The following is a 17,757-nucleotide window of genomic DNA, read 5'->3' on the forward strand; positions in this document are numbered from 1 at the left end:
TACTAATAACCATATAATCATTTAGTTAATTCCATGATGGAATCAGGTACTTGACTTACATTAGCTTCTACCAAAAGAATTAAGATTTGTTTTTGCAACTCAATATTTTTAATGCTTAATTGCATATCTTCCCATTGTAAAGAAGGTAAATTTGCCAGGTCTTGAAATTTCTGCATCAAAGCCACAAGGAAATTGAGAGAAACACCCTCGCCTTCAGTACATTGAAAACTTTCTAGCATAATCGGGTAGGAGTGGGTACGGGGGCGAATGATGGCTGTGAATCCTAGCGGGCGACTATGACCATTTTCTATTAATTGTACTTTTCCCCTCAATCGCATTCGTTTATTATCAGATAAAACTATCTGCATTTGTTGTAGATCAAAATTTATAATTTTCCCTTCTACCTCCAACTCAAAATTCTGCACCAACTTGCGAGAAAAATCAGAAGTTAGCGCATGGTTAATATCAGTTTCGTTGAGGGTAACACGAGCTATTAAATTAACTGGCTTATTGAGTTGAATCTGCCCGATAATAGCCTTGAGAGGATGAATATCAATCCTGTCTGTTTGCAATTTAATTTCTTGGACACGGATATTTTCTTTTGTCACCAAGCCTTGTCCAGAAACTGTTACACCATCTGCTTGACCCTGAACGATTTTTAATAAATCAGTTTCTACATATATATCAATTTGTTCTGCGGCTTCTAACTGATTAGCTATACTTCTTTCAGCTACTTGGGAGATGATTTGCTTGTCTAAACTTTGCTGTTCTGACATTAATCTACATTTTTTATGTACTACTGTTAGTTATTTTAAACTTTAAGTATTTCTGAGCGAATCTATAACATGGTATATCTATTTTAAGAGAAAAGTCAGTAGACAGAATTAAAGGTAATCAGAACTATTACTTTTAACAGTGAAAAGTGTTGGGTAAAATCTCCCTTGGGAAACACCAAACCATACCCCTGATAACTGATAACTGGTTTAATATCAATTCTCTATGAAGTTGCACCAAATAAAAGAATTGCGGAATAAAGTAGTACCTTGTGATGGAGGGGATTGCTTCTCTGAAAGGATACCACTTCCTACTTTCTGCCTTATCCAATTTTAAAGCTAAAACAGTAAAATACTGATGAAAAAATAATTTCAGAGGTAGATGCAAAATATGCGGCTTTTTGGTATGGCAGCAGAAAAGGGCAGATGGTTGCTGATTCCCCTGGGTGCAACTGTTTTACTCTGTCTTGGTACTGTTTATTCATGGAGTATTTTTAGAAAACCTCTAGAAAAATTACTGAACATTAATGCGACAGAAAGTTTATTACCTTTTACAGTCTTATTAGTGTTTTATGCGATATTAATGCCAATTACTGGCTTTTACATTCACCGCTTCGGTAGTCGTGTTGTCACCGCAGTTGGTGGGGTAATTATGGGATTTGGTTATATTCTGTCTAGTCTTGATGGCAATTTACAAACGTTAACTTTTACCTATGGTGTGATAGCAGGTGTGGGTGTAGGTATAGCCTATGGAGTACCGTTAGTAGTTGTAGCTAAATGGTTTCCTGATAAAAAAGGTATTGCTGTGGGGTTAACTGTGATTGGCTTTGGTCTTTCACCGTTAATTACAGCACCTTTAGCAAAATTTTTCCTTGATAACTATGGAGTTCGGCAAACTTTTGTCATTTTGGGTATAGGATTTACGGCGATTATTCTGGCAATTGCTACTTTGTTGAAGACACCGCCACAAGACTGGAAGCCATCTGGCTGGAATCCTGGGGTATCAGTGCAGGGTGATAAATCTACCACTAGTAAAGGAAGAATACTGCAAACACCAGTATTTTACGGTTTATGGCTATGTTATAGCATTGGCACATTCTCAGGGCTGGCTGCAATTGGGATTTCTAGCCCTTTAGCGCAAGAAATTATTAAACTAGATGAGGCCACAGCCGCAACTACAGTTTCATTATTTGCGGTGTTTAATGCTTTAGGACGGTTGTTTTTTGGCTGGTTGACTGACCGATTTAGTCCTAAGTTGGCAGCAATCGTATCCTTTACATTGGTATTGATTGCTTCGGTGATGATGCTCAAAGCAGGTGAGGGTGATGTAGCTACTTATTTAGTCGGGTTTTCCTTATTTTACTTTGCTTTTGGTGGATGGTTAGCGATCGCTCCCACTACAACTTTAGTCTTATTTTCCCCAGCAGACTATGCCCAAAATTATGGTCTAGTTTTCACAGCTTATGGTGCAGGTGCTTTAGGCGGAACTTTGCTAGCTGGAAGAGTTAGAGATATCTTCGGCAGTTACACAGCTTTTTTCTACCCTACTACAGCACTAGCAATTTTAGGTATTGTCTTAGCTGTGTTCATGCTCAAACGTAGCTTCTCTAGTTCTAGAGTCAGCGAAGTTAATTAGGAGTGGGGTGTAGGGGAGGTAGGGGGAGAAAAACTCTTTAATTTTGTAGCTTGCTACTCTGCGAGAACGCCTTAGGGTGAACCCGTAGGGTATTTTGAATTTTTCTGCCCCATGACTAATATGTGATTAACCTACGGTAGTGGGTTCTAAACTGCGAGACTTGATTTGACGCTGATTTTTTACAATCATTTGGATGGGATGGTCTGGGCCAGTGACTAAACCACGACGTTGAGGTTTAACTTCTCGATGATTAACCAGTTCTAATTCTCGCATGGTTAAGATTTTAGCGATCGCTAATTTCATTTCCCATTGAGCAAAGGCTAAACCAATACAGCGTCTCGCACCTCCGCCAAAGGGTAAGTATTCGTAGGGGGAAAACTGCCTTTCTAGAAAGCGTTCTGGCTTAAACTGCTTCGGTTCTGGGTATAAATCTTCTCGTTGGTGAGTTAAGTAAATTGAACCCATAACTGGTGTTCCTGGTGCAAGTTCATAACCACCCACAGTTATAGGTGTTTTCACCCTTCTAGGAAAAGTCAGCATTCCCACAGGGTAAATTCGCAAAGTTTCCGAGCAAACAGCGTTGAGATAAGGTAATTTAAACACAGTATTGGGGTCTGGGTCATGACCTAAAGCATCTAGTTCTTGTAAGAGTTTTTCCTTAACTTGTGGTAGTTTATGAATCCAGTACATTGCCCAGGCCATAGCTGTAGCTGTAGTTTCGTGACCTGCTACCAACAGAGTCATCAGTTCATCTCGTAACTCTAAATCGGTCATCGGTTGACCTTCTGCATCCCTAGCATCCATGAGTAAGCTGAGGATATCTGTCCGTGATGGGTCTGGATGTTCGCGGCGTTCTTGGATTTCTTCGTAAATGAGTTGGTCGGTTTGTTGCTGGATTTGTTCTTGTTTTCCCCAAACTTTAATCGGGCCGAAATCTCTTTGTAACGCCGGAAAATAAAGCAAAGCCACACGCCACACAGAACTACCATTTTCTAAAGTTTCCCCCAAAAGCTGTTGGAGTTTTTTGGCGCGGACTCCTTCATATAGACCAAACACAGCCTGCATAATAACTCGCAGGGTAATAGCTTGGGTGACAGTGCGAATATTCAAAGATTGCCCGATTTGATACTCGCTGATAACTTTGGCAGTAATATCGTTAATTATCTCACTGTAGCCCCGCATTCTTTCGCCGTGCAGAGGAGGCATAAGTAATTGTCGTTGGCGTTGGTGTTCTGCACCAGAAAGACTAACTACAGAACGCTTACCCAGCAAGCCTTCAAACAAACTATTTAAATCCCCTGGTGCTTCTAATTCTTTGGTATCGTGACTCAAAATCTGCTGTTGGTCTTGGGGATTGCTAACAAATACCAAGGGAGGAATATTTTTTTGTAGTTTGAGAGCGAAAATGTCCCCATAGCGTTTAGTACACTCCTCCATGTAAGGCATAGGCCGGAAGATCCAATTTAGCATTTGTATAACTGCTGGAGTTTTTGGGGTTTTCGGTAGCTGCATAAAAAAATAAAAATAGACGTGAGTGGATATCGTTATTTTTACATAGGTGGGGATTGGGGATTGGGGGCTGGGGATTGGGGACTGGGGAAAAAATTTCTCCCTTACACGTCTACAGCATCCCCCTGCTATTGAAACTACTTATACTTAGCATTGCAAAACACTGATAACTCGTAACAACCCTAAAGATGTAAAATTTCTGTTAAATTCAACAGGCTGCGCTTAAGATTCTCTATTCTCCAAGCAGTGTTTTGGGGAAAATTGTGCGCTAAAGGACTGGGTACTGGGTACTGGGTACTGAGTAATCAGCTAATCTTCCCCAGTCCCCAATCCCTAATCCCCAGTCCCCAATACAAAAAGCATCTATGTCTCCCGTAATTCTTACAAGGTACTCAGCATGACTGCAATCTCACCAAAAGCATCTTCAGCACTGCCCAATTTTTATGAAGGAATTCAATATTTTGGGGAAATGCTACCAGGTTTTGAAACTTATGGTGCGACACCTGCGATAGAATCGGGTAAAGTAGCGATCGCAGATCCGACAGACCAAAAAGCTGTGTATCAAACCTTACTAGCTGCTGATGCCCTCCGCTATTTAACACTACAAGTCACTGCAAGTAAGGCATCTGGGCATCCCGGCGGCTTTGCTAGCCAAGCAGAAGCCTATGCAGCCTTGGTCATGCTGGGGTATAAAAACATTATTACCGAAGTCGGACATCACGCACCCGGATTTTATAGTGCCATGTTCCTCGATCGCTCCTTAGAGGATATGGGCATATCTACAGTACAACAATTGCGCGATCGCTTCCGCGAAAAGCATGGACTCTTAGGACACCTTTCCGGTTACATCCCCGGTATTCTCGCCCCAGCCGGCCCCCTGGGACAAGGACAGCACTTTGCAATGGCGGCTGCACTCCTCCACCGTGACAAACTTTTCCCCTTCACCCTCGGCGACGGTGGACTAGGTGAACCCTACATCATGAGTTCAATGGCGCACTTTAACACCGCCTATCCCAGCGTCACCAATTTTTTACCGGTGTTAGTGTGGAACGGTTACAGCCAAGAACATCACAGCATGGTTTCCTTGAAAACCAACGCACAGATGACAGCATTCTGGCAAGGTAACGGATTTGAGGAAGTCATCTTAGTCGATGCCAAAGAATTTGACGACCAAAACCAACCAGGGGATTACGTTGATAGTACCGCCTTTTCCTTTGAGCAACGCCTAGCCTTTACCAAAGCAATACTCGTAGCTGTAGATAAAGCCGCCCGTTCCGCCCTGGGTGGGAAGTTAACAGTCTTTATTATCAAACAACTCAAAGGTGCAGGCGTTCACGCCAGAGGTGCGAAATCACACAACCTCTACCCCAAAGACACCCTAGACGCACCCCACATTGTGAGTGCCTTAAAAACCCGTGCATTACCCCTAGAAGCTTGGCAAATCGTCAGAACCAACGCCGAACGCGCAGGTGGCGGCCCCGCAGCTAAGACAGTGGTGACAGAGTTTGAGTTACCATTGCCAGATTTAGGCGCGTTACCTTTAGAAGAATACGCAGTAGGCGGCGAACCCAAAGTTTCAACCACCGCAATGGGACGAATTGTAGGTGCAGTCGGACAAAAAGATGCGAAATTCCTAGTCACCAACGCCGACGGTAACGAAGCATCAGGTATTGGTAACATCAACCAAGCCTTAAAGATTATCCACCCCACCACCGACGAATTATATAACCAAGCACCCAACGGACAAGTTTACGAACCCTTGAGTGAAGATGCTTGTGCAGGTTTAGCCGTTGGTTTATCCTTGATGGGTGCAAGAACTCTCTGGTGTTCTTACGAATCTTTCGCCATCAACGGCTTACCAATATGGCAAACCGTCATCCAAGCAATGGCAGAATTACGCCGCCAAACACCCTCAACAATTACCTTATTCACCGCCGGCGCATTAGAACAAGGACGCAACGGTTGGACACACCAACGTCCTGAAATCGAAGCTTACTTTGCTTCCATGATGCGGAATGGTAATGTTTTTCCAGTATTCCCCCCCGATGCTAACAGTACCCAAGTTTGTTATGACTGGGCGTTGACAACTAAGAATAAAGGAATTGTCATCACCGCCAGTAAATCACCCTTACCAATTCGCACCACCTTTGCACAAACTCGCCAAGGTTTAGAAGATGGTGCAGTAGTGTTACATGAAATTGCTGGTGGTAAGACAGTTGTGTTTGCTGTCATTGGCGATATGACATTAATTCCAGTATTTGAAGCCGCAGCATTTTTAGAAACTGAAGGTATTGGGGTGAAGATAGTTTCTGTGATTAATCCCCGCCGTTTGTATCGTTCTCATGACGTAGCTTGGGATACCTGCTCTGAAGCTGATAACGGTTTCATTGATGATGCCAAATTCGCCGAGTTATTTGCTGGTGATGCCTTAATTGGTGTCACTGGTGGCGCGGCGGCGATGTTAGAACCCATCATGTTGCGGAGTAACAGCAAGCGCGATACCTTCGCCTGGAAGCGTGGGGAGACTACAGCTAGTGCAGGTGAGTTGATGGCGTTTAATGGTTTGACTGCTGAGGCGTTGACGAAGCGGGCGATTGAATTGGTGCATTAATATTTAGGCTGAAATTTTTAACCGCAGATGCACGCAGATAAATATCGGTGTGAATCTGTGGTTTTTTAATAAATGATAGAAATTAGTTTTTCAAAATCTTGGCAATCGAAAGTTTGCTGTTTTTTAGAATATTGTCCACATATTTTATAATAAATTTTCTTATCTTGGACAGTAAACAAATATCCATCTATTACAGATAACTGATTTCTCAATTTAAAAACTATTGTATGATTAGTATATTCACCATATTTATTAATAAGATAAAGAAAACTCTCAATATTTCCATTTTGAGCATTTTCAAATGCTAATAAATCCTTATCAATACTGCTAGTTGCCTGTAAAATTAATTTTTCTATATCTATAAAATTGTTAAGAGAATAGATTTGAAACTGATTATTTTTTTTAGTAAAAGTAATAATCTCATGATAATTATACAAAATTCCAATATTACAACCCGAATTTGTTAAGTATCTTTGTATCTGATTATAGTGGTTTTGTAAGTTCACATCTTCTCTTTTTACTTCCACAATCATTAAAGGATTCTGATGTGGCTTAAAATTTTCATTTTCTTGTTTTTTATATATTTCTATATCATGATTATTGGCTTCAACCTTAATAATAATTTTATCTAATAATAATATACTTTCTTTAATCAGGAAATGAATAAATATTTGTCTAACTAACTCTTCTGGTCTGCCATTAATTGGTATTTCTATATTCCTAATCAGACATTTTGTATATTGCTGGTTATATCCTTTAATATATATATCGAGTTTTTTATGGATTTCCTCATTCAAATATGTCATAAATGTTTTAGTAGAATTAACTAATGGTAAATATAATATTTTTAGGAGCGCAATTATATTGCGCTCTCAGAGGTGTATTAACTGCGAGGTAACAAAATTTTCTATTTTTGTCCAAAGAAGCTTAGAATTTTATTAACTAACTCCTTCCAATGTTCTTCAGCTTTACTCTGGTAAAATTTATTCAAATTTATCTCAGATGTAAGTTCTCGCTTAAATATCGCACATACATTATCTGTATATGTTTCTCCCTTACTGCGCTTTTCTTTGCCTTTCTCTGCAATTAGCGCATTCCAAAATTTAGAATCTTCACTTTGAGGTAATAGCTTTCTTGTGAGTTCGTCTTGAATTTCTGTCCCTACATTGTATATAAACTCGTCATATAATGAATAAAACTCTCGTATTAATTCAGGAATTAGTGTCTTTAAAGATTCATTTGCGTAAGTAAGCTCACATAAGACATTCTCTAATTCCTGCTTGACTTCTCTAGTGAATTTTTTCAACATTTCATCTTCACCTATTCCCTCAGCAACAACTTTTGCATCATAATATATGTCTATATCTCTTGGTTCATAGTAACCAAAATTTCTATGGATGGCGTGTTTAGTATTCCATGCTTTATGAGTAGTGCGATAGTATTGAATATACTGATCAATCAAGCTAAAGCTTTTCTCTTTATCAGGAGAACCTTCATAAACAAAACTAGGTACTCTGTACTCTCTTATATTCTCTATCTTCTGAATTGCTTTTTCAATTGCTTTGATTTCTGATACTGTCAAAGCTTCACCATTTTTAATTTTGCCAAAGCTTTCTCGAATATCCTTGATTTCATCTAATAAAAGATTCCGTCTACGTTCTATTACATCATTTATAGCCCTGATTAACTCATTTTTATCTTCCTGCACATCTTCTTTATATTCTTCATATACCTTGACTATATCATCACGGTAGTATCGCAAAGAGTCGTAGAACAAAATATTATCTTGGAAGAATTCTAAATTTAAATTTCTAAATGTAGATTGAACTTCATCCTGTCTAATTTTTAGTCCTAATTCCCTATCTCCATCAGAGTCATGTACTTTTTCAGGCTCACCTTTGTGAGGCAATACCAAAGTAACAAATCTATGATGAAATTCTTTTGATTTAGATGTCAAATGATAACCTATCAATTTTGTAATATTAGCTTCAGGAGCAGCATTGAAGGGGGTTACAAAAAGACATATACTATCCTGACTGTCAATATATTTCTGCAAGTCTTTACGAATTGGATTTTCATCAAGTCCTTTGGTATCAACAACGGAATCAAACTGAGACAAGTTTGAGCCAGATAAAACATCATGGCTTACATAAAGATATATTTTTCTTGGTATAGCAAAGTCTTTTAAACGCACATTATTGATATCATCAAAGTTATTTTTTATCCACTCTTGCTCTTTACTTTGATTATCAAACTCAATTCTGATAGAAGTTCTTGATTCTAAGTTAGCATTATTTAATGCAGTCTTTTTTAATACCTCTATTCCAGCTTCCTCAAATAATTCCTGAGCTTGATCGACGGTAATAGATTTACTTTTTTCCCCATTAGGAACTGATTTGGTAATTCTTTTTAGTTCTATAACATTTCTAATAGCTCGCTGAATCTCTTCTGAAATAATTATTCTTTGTTCAGATTGAGGATTTTCTTTATTTGCAATATAATTGCAAAATTCAAAAATAAGATTCTCCATCTCATCAACAGTATAAGGCTCTATCTCTATGTACGTTTTATCAGCAGCTTTAATAATTACTTCACATATAGTAGTTTTGCCAGATCCAGTTGAAAGTAAAGCTTTAGTTCCTATTGCATCTCTAGTTTTGCCATTAATTGTTTTAGAAACCCTGAAGTCACTTATTAAATTAAACAGATGACAAATAGCGGTCGTTTTGCCTTGTCCAATAGTACCGATAAAAACAATTTTATATTTTTCTATACTCAGAATTTTCTCAATTTCTTCTAATCGTTCTAACTTTGATTTTAAGTTATTAATGCAAATATGCTTAATCACATTAATATCCGAACCATCTGATATTTTGGTAATTTCACGTCTCAAGCTTTGCTGTAGTGATACGATTTCTTCTTGCCACTGTATAGTCAACATAATGCTTACCCTTTTATAAGTCTACTTGCTGGATAACTACAATATGCCCAGATAGCATGAAAATCTAACAAGTAGCTACCATTTATCTATCGCAATAAAATTTCCTGTATAATGGCATAAAATGGCAAAAACTGCCATAATGTAGAAAAACAGATTCAGGAAATAACCCTGATGAAAAGTATCAATATTTCCTTACCTGACACCATGCGAGCTTATATAGAAGAACAGGTTGCTCAAGGTGGTTACAGCAGCGTCAGCGAATATTTTCGTGAATTAGTGCGACAAGACCAAAAACAGAGAGCTAAACAACGTCTAGAAACAATGCTTCTAGAAGGATTAAACTCTGGAAATGCAACAGAAATGACTGCTCAAGATTGGGAAGATATACATCAAGCAGTACAAGAAAGAATTAGTAAACGTCAAGGTAACAATCAGCCGTGATGTTTACAATTAAAAAAAGACCTCAACCCGGATTTCTCACAAGATTCTTGCAACCTCATCCCAAAGTCTGTAGGGGCGGGTTTAGCGAGATATTCATGAGTAATTGAGCTTATCTGTGAACCCGCCCCTACTGTTTGTGAGAAATGCGGGTCAAGTTATCAGGGATTTAATAGACTTAGCAACCTACATAAAAATATAACTATGACTAATGCACCTCGAATGATTCATTTAAACTTAGATTTGTCACCAGAACTCAATCAAATTCTAGAAGAACTATCAAATAAAATAGGTGTAAGTAAAAGTGATGTTTTACGTCAAGCCATTACATTAATGCAAGTAATGGTAAAAGCAAAAGAAGAAACTCAGAAATTAGAAATATCTGAAGCCAATCAACTTATAGCGAATGAAATAGTTTTTTCACCTGATAAAAAGTCAGAGCCTCATCCACTAGATACATTTATAGAAAGACTTGGTGCTTGGGAAGATGAACGTACTGCTGAAGAGATAGTGAAAGAGATTTATGATAGCCGTACTATTTCTAGGTATGATATTAGTCTATGACTTATTTATTAGATACTGATACTTGTATTTACTGGATTAAGAACATTGAATCAGTCAGAAAGAAAGTTAAAGAAATAGGATGGGATCAAATTTGTATTTGTAGTGTTACTATCGCTGAGTTGTATTTCGGTGCTTACAATTCTCAAAGAGTATCGGAAAATCTAAATCGTGCAGAGCATTTTATTCAAAACATAACGGTTATATCTTTAGATAATAATACCTTAAAAACTTTTGGCAAATTAAAAGCTGAACTCCGTAAAACAGGACAACCAGTTGCAGAATTTGATTTATTAATTGCTAGCGTTGCACTGACCAGAAATTATATTTTAGTTACTAACAATACTCGTCATTATAGCCGTATAACTGGACTTAATCTAGAAAATTGGACTTTATCATAAAACTTATAAAGTCCAAAGTCATAAAATACTAAAAACTGCCATAATTGCTAATTTTATCGTAAAAAAGTAGTTGCGATCGCCATCAGCATTAGAGCCTACCAAATTTTAAATACAACACAGACACCTCTAATGAACCCTCTGCTACCCTCCGCGTGAACCTCTGCGCTCCTCTGCGTTTAAAAATCAAACATTTAAAATACCCCGATAAGCCCCCTTATTAGCCCATCATACTCGTCAGTTTTACAGCAATTCCAGATTATAATCAAAATAAAGTCATAAACATAATTTAACTATGACTCTCCAAACCTTAGATAAAAATCCCACAATTCCAGAACAGCGATTTCTCCTACCAGGTCATTACACCTGGGAAGAATTGGAGACAATAGAAACATTAACCGCAGATGCAGCAGGTTTGCGAATAACTTATCTTGATGGGTGCATTGAATTTATGACGCTGGGTGAACAACACGAAATGATTAAAACCATTCTTGGTTTTTTACTAGAATTATACTCCTGTGAAATAGGTATAAATCTTATCCCAGTAGGGAGTGCCACGCGTCGCGCTAAAGAGAAAAGTGCATCATTTGAACCTGATGAATCTTATTATATAGGAGAAAAAAAAGAAAATCCCGATTTAGCAATTGAAGTTAATATCACCAGTGGTAGTATTGACAAACTAGAGAAATATAAACGGTTTAATATTACTGAAGTTTGGTTTTGGGAAAATAATCAATTATATTTATATCGTCTGAAAAATGATAACTATGAGCAAATTAATCAAAGTGAATTATTCCCAGATTTAGATATAAAATTATTAGCGAATTGTGTTTTAATGCCTTCAATCATTGATGCTAGAAAACAATTCATGCAAGGAATTACAAAATAGCTTTAATTACGAATTACGAATTACGTTAGCGGAGCGGGGCGTTAGCCCATTACGAATTATTTCATCGCTCCTCTGACCAATATCACGGTACTATTTACGCTAGAGGCGATCGCTTCCGGGATGTTACCTTGAATAGCCTGTTGCAATAATCCTTCACGGGAAGCACCTAACACCACCACATCAAACCCTTCATTCTCCACTAAGTTAATCACACCCTCAGCTACAGAATCAGCCTGGACTGGAGTTGCAAAAACTGTACTCGACAATTGGCGGCGACGCATCAGTTGGCGGATGGCTTGTTCAATAACTGTCATGTCTGGTTTGAATTCCAAGGGTTTAAACACCCGTGTTAAACAAATTTGCGGGTTATCTCCCAAAGTCACCAAAGCCGGTAATAATTTAATTGCTAATCTGGCGTTGGGGCCGCCAGCCATTGGGACAAGCCAACGATTGAAGGAGTGCTGAGTGCTGTTAGCGGTAGCGGGGCGTTTAGCCCGTGCTGTTAGCGGTAGCGCGGCGTTTAGCCGGTGCTGAGTGGGGAGTGGGGAGTGCTGAGTGGGGAGTGGGGAGTGTGGGGACTGTTGACTACTACCTAACTTAACTAGGACAACATCACAGGTGGCTTGGCGGATGATGGTGTCTACAACATTACCGAAAATCCGGCCGGGGGTGGAGGTGTTACCTTTCCAGCCCATGAGAATTAAGTCTATGTGGTGTTCGTTGATAGTTTCTAAGATAGCTTGGGCGGAATCGTGGGCGACGCGAATTTGGGTGTGTAGGGGAATGTGCCATTTTTTAGCTAATACTTCCGCTTGTCTGAGGAGTCGGCGACTTTTCGTAGTTCTGACTGATGTTTCAGAGGGGGAACTGTGGCGGGATACTAAGATAACTTGCAAACATTCTATTTCATAATGGCGATCGCGGGCAATGGCGGCAGCCATCTGTAATAATATCTCGGCGGTTTCCGGGTTGGCGACTGGTACTAATAATCTACCTCTACCAATACTAGGCGATCGCGTTTGGTAAACTACATAAGAAGGTTCTGGTTGTGGCCCTGGAATAGCATTTTTACCATTCAGATGTTCTGCTTCTGCCCGGATTATATCTGCACGGGTAATAATCCCAATCAGTTTTCTCCCCTCTATGACTGGTAAACGACTCAGTTGATATCTATCAAGTAAATACAAAACATTACTCAAGCTGTGTAAAGGTGTTACCGTCATCGGATTGGCGGTCATAATCTCTTTGAGAACAGTATCCTTTTGTAAGTGGCGATTTTTGATTTTGGTTAAATCAGATTGGGTGACAATTCCTACCAATTTGCTCTCTTCGACCACCGGAAAACCACGATGATGGGAACTTGAAAAGGCTTGTGTGGCTTCTTCGAGAGTCATGTCTGCATCTAGAGTTTCTACCCGTTGCTGCATCACATCTTTAGCTGTTAATTTACTTAAAACCCCTTCCACAGAAACTTCTTTAGTTAAGGTGATGCCATTAAGTTGCAACAGCTTTTCATACAATGAACCAGGAAATACTTTATCTGCGACCAAATAAGCCGTTACCACCACAATCATCAAAGGTAGCACCAGATTAAAATCGGTCGTCATCTCAAATACAATCACAATGGCGGTGATGGGGACTTTAGAAACCGCACTAAAAAATCCTCCCATCCCGGCTAAAGCATAGGTAATTGGAGAACCTTGATGTAAAATTCCATGAGACAACACCCCTACCAAGTGACCCAAAACCGAACCTAAAATCAGACTAGGTGCAAATAACCCTCCCGGTGCGCCAGAACCAAAGGCTACTAAGGTGAGGATAAATTGAGAGACAAAGGCGATCGCAGCTATACTAGGATTTAAGTCACCAGTCACAATATATTCTCTTAAACCCGTATTATCCCGAAAAAATGCTGGTAAAAAAGAGACGACAATACCCGAAATTAAGCCAGCCAAAGCCATCCTTAAGGGTAAACTGATATGCAACCGACGATAAAATTTGATACTAAAAATTAAGCCTTGATTAAATAATGCGCCCAGTAAACCCGCCAAAACACCCAACAGTAAAAAAAAGGGAATTTCCGTAAAGTAGAATCCACTAGAATAACTCATCAATTGAATATTTAAATTAAAACTGCCACCACCCAACAACCGCGACACCACCCCACCAATAAACGCCGCGATAATGGCAGTCCCTAGAGTTATTCCCGATAAATCTTGCAGTAATTCCTCAATAATAAATAGTACCCCGGCAATGGGAGCATTAAACGCCGCCGCCAACCCCGCCCCCGCACCGGCTGCAATCATTTGTCGGCGATGGTCAGGAGAAGTAGGAACTAAGCGACTCATCTCAGCCGCCAAAGCTGCCCCCACGTGTACTGTCGGCCCCTGTCTACCCAAAGTCATCCCCGAACCTAAGACCATAATGGCAGTGACAAGCTTTACTAAAGCTACCCGCCAGGATAACTTAGTCGGGACATTAGCCAGAGTCGCCTTGACTTGGGGAATACCACTACCAGCAGCCTCTGGTGCAAACCTTTGTACCAACCAGCCAGCCAAAAACCCAAAACTCACCCCAACTAGAGGTAGTGCCACCCAAGTCGGTAAAATATGGGAACTCTGAACGCGTAATGCCCCCAGCGAACCAGAACCCACTTTCAGGAATACCGCAGATAAAGCCGCTACCACCCCGATAATACAAGCTTCTGCGATCGCTAAACCCTTTCTCGGTTGTAACCACCTACGAAAGTGCATAATAATTCGTAATTCGTAATTCGTAATTCGTAATTCGTAATTCGTAATTCGTAATGAGTCAATGAGCATTGGGCATTGGGTATGAGTTACCCTCTACCTTGTAACCTGTAACCTGTAACCTGTAACCTGTAACCTGTAACCTGTAACCTGTAACCTGTAACCTGTAACCTGTAACCTGTCACCTGTAACCTGTCACCTGTCACCTGTCCCCTGTCCCCTGTCCCCTGTCCCCTCAATTCCTCCCCGTTGTCGATAGTCCCTCCACTATCAAAGATGGTGTGTAGCACGAACCGTTCCAATCGGCATCGTCACCTAATTCTACTTGTTTGAGGGCGGTGTAGATATTACCTGCCACCATCGTATCTTTAATACGTCCGATAACTTCGCCTTTGCGGACGCGATAACCTAATTCAATGTTGATGGAAAAATCACCGGCAATGCCGCCGCCGCCACCCAGTATTTGATCAATAATTAAGCCATCATCCATTTTTTGAATTAACTCTGGCAATGATGCCTTACCAGGTTGGATGAGAAAATTAAATAACCCAGGGGTGGGATAGCTGCTCAAACTAGGACGGAAGCCATTCCCCGTTGTACCAGTTTCCAGTTTACGTCCAGTGGTGCGATCGCAATAATAATGCTGTAATATGCCGTTTTCTACAAATACTAAAGGCTTTGTCGGCGTACCTTCATCATCAAAAGGGCAACTGTAAGGCCCTGCTAGGGGGTCTTGATAAAGGGTAAGATTAGATGCTATTACTTGTGTACCTAAGCGTTCTCCCCACGGGGAGGCTGACTCTAGCACCCGCTTACCATTTAACGCGGCTTGGGCTGTTCCCCACAGCATATCAGCTGCTTTAGAAGTAAATAAAACCGGCACACGACGATTAGGCGATAGGACATTATGTTTAGCCCAAATCAATCGCTGTAAGATTTGCTGGACTAATTTCTCTGGTTCTAGAATGTCGCGCTGGGTTTGACCATCAGCAACACTCAAAAAATCATCACCCCGCACCCAATCGGCTGACATATAGCAACTAAGTGTAGTATCATTGTAATAACAATCTAGCCCTTGACTATTAACCAGTCTTGTGCTTTCAATATCACATTCCCAATCACTATTACAGACCACATCTGGATAAGCATCACGGATCATAGCGATCGCTTCCTTACCCCAACCAACTAGCACATCTATAGGTACAGATGAGCCTAAATCTGGATAATCTGGCTGAAAATTGCTGACCAGTTCCAAGAATTCTGGTTGATTAAGTTGGCTTAAAGCGATCGCTCTTTCCACCATAACTTGTGGGTTTACAGAACCATAAGCTACCGTGAGTCCTGGACGACCATTGCGCCATAGCCGCAATGCTGTGCCTTCAGATTGACTGGTTTCTAGCTGTTTGAGTCGGTTAGCCTCAAAAAAAACCGGGCGAGAAAGCGATCGTGACTGATAAACCTCAGCAGCTTCTGCTCCCGATTTGATAGCTAACTCCAGCAGGTGTTCTGCTAGTGTATCCTGTGACAAATTTTCAGAACCCATGACCCTCGGTAAATTATGGATTTTGGATCGTGAACCGCAGATCAACGCAGATCATTATCCCAAATCATAAGACTTTACGGTATGCGGGAAACTCAGTCCCTTTAGGGCTGAGAGGAAAGCGACACGTTCGCGCAGCGTCTCCGAAGGAGAAACCGTTTTAACGGCATTGAATATTAGAATCATTACCGCCTTGGGGTTAATCTGTTTGATGTGCTTTTGTAATGCACTTTAGACGGGACAATTACCGTTTCAAACTTTTCACCCTGTACGCATAATGTTTTGCTCAATAGAGCCTTCCCTTGCGGGAGTAATGTTAGCTTCTCCCAAGGGGAGACGCTGCGCGAACGATCTGTTATAAGAGCTTGTTAGGCTTGCAACACTGTTCCAGTGACCTTAGAACTGTTTAATCACAAGCGACAGAGCAGGGGACTAGCTACGCATCCACGGGGTGTCATGACTCAAATAACGTTTACCTATTACTAGGTGATCTGGTCAGTACGGCTTGCTTGATTTCTCTTACAAGCCCAGTCCCTTTAGGGCTGGGTTACTGACTGGCTACTATCCGCATAAATTAGCATTTGCCAAATTCGCAATAAAGACGGACGCAGATAATTATCCCAAATCATTGGTATCTCTCAGCATTTACTTAGGGGATGGGGAAAGAAGACAGGGGAGCAGGGAGCAGGGAGCAAGGGGAGAGAAATACAATGCCCCATGCCTAATTCTCTACCTTAAGGTACATTAATCTCTTGTAAGAGCCAAAATCCTGCGAAAGCCTCCGCTTGGGCATCAGATTGCACACCTATAAAATGCACACCCTTAGCTTGTTGCTTGGCTGCTTCAAAACCTTTGGCTTCAGCTAGGGTAGTTGGATTTTTGAGATTGGCTAAAATCCAACTTTCTGTAGTCCCAGTTTCTAAAACTAATCTCGTGCCTTGTTTAGTATCAACCCTCAAAAAGGCTAACTCTAAACCAGACATCCAACCCGCCAAAGGTAACGCTCTCGGCGAAAAAATCAATATACCAGGGATGCGGGCTTCTGGTGATAATTGTGCCAACTCTAGGGGAAAAGCTTCACTAAAACCAATTTCCCACTCTGGCATCTCAGCTAACTCCGCAGCCGATAACGAGACAAACACCCATTGTTGCCCTTCCAAAGCATCAGGTAATCTTTGAGGTAAAGGACTTTCCAAACGCACCGAAGCATTTGTTCCTCCTTGATAGCCAGGCTCTTGGGGATAGACCTCATCCATGCGCTGTTGCAGCCATTCGTTAAGTATCAAAATCCGACGGCTAGATAGGGCAGGAATACCCAAATCTTCGCAAGCTTTGACAATCATATTATTCATTTGACGGCGGAAAAAGCGAATTTTGATAGGTGCTTCCCCAGCTTTATCTATAGCTTCCTGTAATGCTGTCCTTAACCAACCTGAGTTGACCTCTGTACTAGGACAATATTTTGCATAACGGAATAAAGAATCCAAGTTTGTGCGGATATCTAAGGGACTTTCACAGACTAAGACTTCCCAAACTTTTTTTTGATTTTCGTCCAAAATCGGACGGGAGTAAAAATCTATTTCCCAAATACTGCCCATGTTTTGCCGTAAAAATCTGGCGAGTTTATATTTTGCTTATACTCCCACTCTACCCCTTTGGGGAATTCAAAATTCAAAATCTTGCCCTCGAAACAAGTGAAGGGTCAGAATTC

13 protein-coding genes are annotated in these 17,757 nt (G+C 40.5%); 6 read left to right on the forward strand and 7 right to left on the reverse strand.

Annotated elements, in window-relative coordinates:
* Positions 1 to 17: 17 nt before the first annotated feature.
* Positions 18 to 776 (reverse strand): LmeA family phospholipid-binding protein, encoded by a 759-nt coding sequence (locus L6494_RS09370; RefSeq protein ID WP_237994111.1) that lies wholly within the window; start codon positions 774 to 776, stop codon positions 18 to 20.
* Positions 777 to 1,179: 403 nt separating this feature from the next.
* On the opposite strand from L6494_RS09370, the gene L6494_RS09375 reads away from it, so the two are divergent.
* Positions 1,180 to 2,409, forward strand: a complete 1,230-nt coding sequence (locus L6494_RS09375) for an L-lactate MFS transporter (RefSeq protein WP_237994113.1) — start codon at positions 1,180 to 1,182, stop codon at positions 2,407 to 2,409.
* Between the two features lie 126 nt (positions 2,410 to 2,535).
* Here L6494_RS09375 and L6494_RS09380 read toward each other — a convergent pair whose 3' ends face one another.
* Complete coding sequence (locus L6494_RS09380; protein ID WP_237994115.1) at positions 2,536 to 3,921, reverse strand: cytochrome P450; 1,386 nt, start codon at positions 3,919 to 3,921, stop codon at positions 2,536 to 2,538.
* Positions 3,922 to 4,315: 394 nt separating this feature from the next.
* Here L6494_RS09380 and L6494_RS09385 point away from each other — a divergent pair, with 394 nt between their 5' ends.
* Complete coding sequence (locus L6494_RS09385) at positions 4,316 to 6,529, forward strand: phosphoketolase family protein (protein ID WP_237994117.1); 2,214 nt, start codon at positions 4,316 to 4,318, stop codon at positions 6,527 to 6,529.
* 65 nt (positions 6,530 to 6,594) lie between these two features.
* Here L6494_RS09385 and L6494_RS09390 read toward each other — a convergent pair whose 3' ends face one another.
* Both L6494_RS09390 and L6494_RS09395 read right to left on the reverse strand, forming a co-directional pair.
* On the reverse strand, positions 6,595 to 7,335 hold the full coding sequence (locus L6494_RS09390; RefSeq protein WP_237994119.1) for a type I restriction enzyme HsdR N-terminal domain-containing protein: 741 nt from the start codon (positions 7,333 to 7,335) through the stop codon (positions 6,595 to 6,597).
* 101 nt (positions 7,336 to 7,436) lie between these two features.
* Entirely contained in the window at positions 7,437 to 9,470 is a 2,034-nt protein-coding gene (locus L6494_RS09395) for a hypothetical protein (protein ID WP_237994122.1), read from the reverse strand.
* A 171-nt stretch (positions 9,471 to 9,641) separates the two neighbouring features.
* Between L6494_RS09395 and L6494_RS09400 the strand changes: the two genes are divergently transcribed.
* The 4 genes from L6494_RS09400 to L6494_RS09415 all read left to right on the forward strand — a co-directional run bounded on the left by L6494_RS09400 (position 9,642) and on the right by L6494_RS09415 (position 11,756).
* Positions 9,642 to 9,911, forward strand: coding sequence for a type II toxin-antitoxin system ParD family antitoxin (locus L6494_RS09400; protein WP_237994124.1), 270 nt, complete (start codon positions 9,642 to 9,644; stop codon positions 9,909 to 9,911).
* A gap of 201 nt (positions 9,912 to 10,112) precedes the next feature.
* Complete coding sequence (locus tag L6494_RS09405) at positions 10,113 to 10,472, forward strand: ribbon-helix-helix domain-containing protein (protein ID WP_237994126.1); 360 nt, start codon at positions 10,113 to 10,115, stop codon at positions 10,470 to 10,472.
* Entirely contained in the window at positions 10,469 to 10,870 is a 402-nt protein-coding gene (locus tag L6494_RS09410; protein WP_237994128.1) for a type II toxin-antitoxin system VapC family toxin, read from the forward strand. Before L6494_RS09405 ends, L6494_RS09410 begins: the two co-directional genes overlap by 4 nt.
* Positions 10,871 to 11,162: 292 nt before the next feature.
* Positions 11,163 to 11,756, forward strand: a complete 594-nt coding sequence (locus L6494_RS09415) for a Uma2 family endonuclease (RefSeq protein WP_237994130.1) — start codon at positions 11,163 to 11,165, stop codon at positions 11,754 to 11,756.
* Positions 11,757 to 11,812: 56 nt separating this feature from the next.
* Here the strand turns inward: L6494_RS09415 and L6494_RS09420 are convergent, their stop codons facing one another.
* The 3 genes from L6494_RS09420 to L6494_RS09430 all read right to left on the reverse strand — a co-directional run bounded on the left by L6494_RS09420 (position 11,813) and on the right by L6494_RS09430 (position 17,644).
* Complete coding sequence (locus tag L6494_RS09420; RefSeq protein ID WP_237995923.1) at positions 11,813 to 14,509, reverse strand: chloride channel protein; 2,697 nt, start codon at positions 14,507 to 14,509, stop codon at positions 11,813 to 11,815.
* 232 nt (positions 14,510 to 14,741) lie between these two features.
* Complete coding sequence (locus L6494_RS09425) at positions 14,742 to 16,049, reverse strand: TldD/PmbA family protein (RefSeq protein WP_237994132.1); 1,308 nt, start codon at positions 16,047 to 16,049, stop codon at positions 14,742 to 14,744.
* A gap of 731 nt (positions 16,050 to 16,780) precedes the next feature.
* Positions 16,781 to 17,644, reverse strand: coding sequence for a Tab2/Atab2 family RNA-binding protein (locus L6494_RS09430; RefSeq protein ID WP_237994134.1), 864 nt, complete (start codon positions 17,642 to 17,644; stop codon positions 16,781 to 16,783).
* Positions 17,645 to 17,757: the final 113 nt, after the last annotated feature.

It is taken from the genome of Nostoc sp. UHCC 0870 (genome assembly GCF_022063185.1).
GTDB lineage: Bacteria > Cyanobacteriota > Cyanobacteriia > Cyanobacteriales > Nostocaceae > Trichormus.

What these genes read in the sequence shown, in the direction of transcription:
- L6494_RS09400 (WP_237994124.1), top strand. Translation starts at nt 9,642, where the DNA reads ATGAAAAGTATCAATATTTCCTTACCTGACACCATGCGAGCTTATATA.
- L6494_RS09370 (WP_237994111.1), bottom strand. Translation starts at nt 776, where the DNA reads ATGTCAGAACAGCAAAGTTTAGACAAGCAAATCATCTCCCAAGTAGCT.
- L6494_RS09420 (WP_237995923.1), bottom strand. Translation starts at nt 14,509, where the DNA reads ATGCACTTTCGTAGGTGGTTACAACCGAGAAAGGGTTTAGCGATCGCA.
- L6494_RS09380 (WP_237994115.1), bottom strand. Translation starts at nt 3,921, where the DNA reads ATGCAGCTACCGAAAACCCCAAAAACTCCAGCAGTTATACAAATGCTA.
- L6494_RS09390 (WP_237994119.1), bottom strand. Translation starts at nt 7,335, where the DNA reads ATGACATATTTGAATGAGGAAATCCATAAAAAACTCGATATATATATT.
- L6494_RS09375 (WP_237994113.1), top strand. Translation starts at nt 1,180, where the DNA reads ATGGCAGCAGAAAAGGGCAGATGGTTGCTGATTCCCCTGGGTGCAACT.
- L6494_RS09430 (WP_237994134.1), bottom strand. Translation starts at nt 17,644, where the DNA reads ATGGGCAGTATTTGGGAAATAGATTTTTACTCCCGTCCGATTTTGGAC.
- L6494_RS09385 (WP_237994117.1), top strand. Translation starts at nt 4,316, where the DNA reads ATGACTGCAATCTCACCAAAAGCATCTTCAGCACTGCCCAATTTTTAT.
- L6494_RS09415 (WP_237994130.1), top strand. Translation starts at nt 11,163, where the DNA reads ATGACTCTCCAAACCTTAGATAAAAATCCCACAATTCCAGAACAGCGA.
- L6494_RS09425 (WP_237994132.1), bottom strand. Translation starts at nt 16,049, where the DNA reads ATGGGTTCTGAAAATTTGTCACAGGATACACTAGCAGAACACCTGCTG.
- L6494_RS09405 (WP_237994126.1), top strand. Translation starts at nt 10,113, where the DNA reads ATGACTAATGCACCTCGAATGATTCATTTAAACTTAGATTTGTCACCA.
- L6494_RS09395 (WP_237994122.1), bottom strand. Translation starts at nt 9,470, where the DNA reads ATGTTGACTATACAGTGGCAAGAAGAAATCGTATCACTACAGCAAAGC.
- L6494_RS09410 (WP_237994128.1), top strand. Translation starts at nt 10,469, where the DNA reads ATGACTTATTTATTAGATACTGATACTTGTATTTACTGGATTAAGAAC.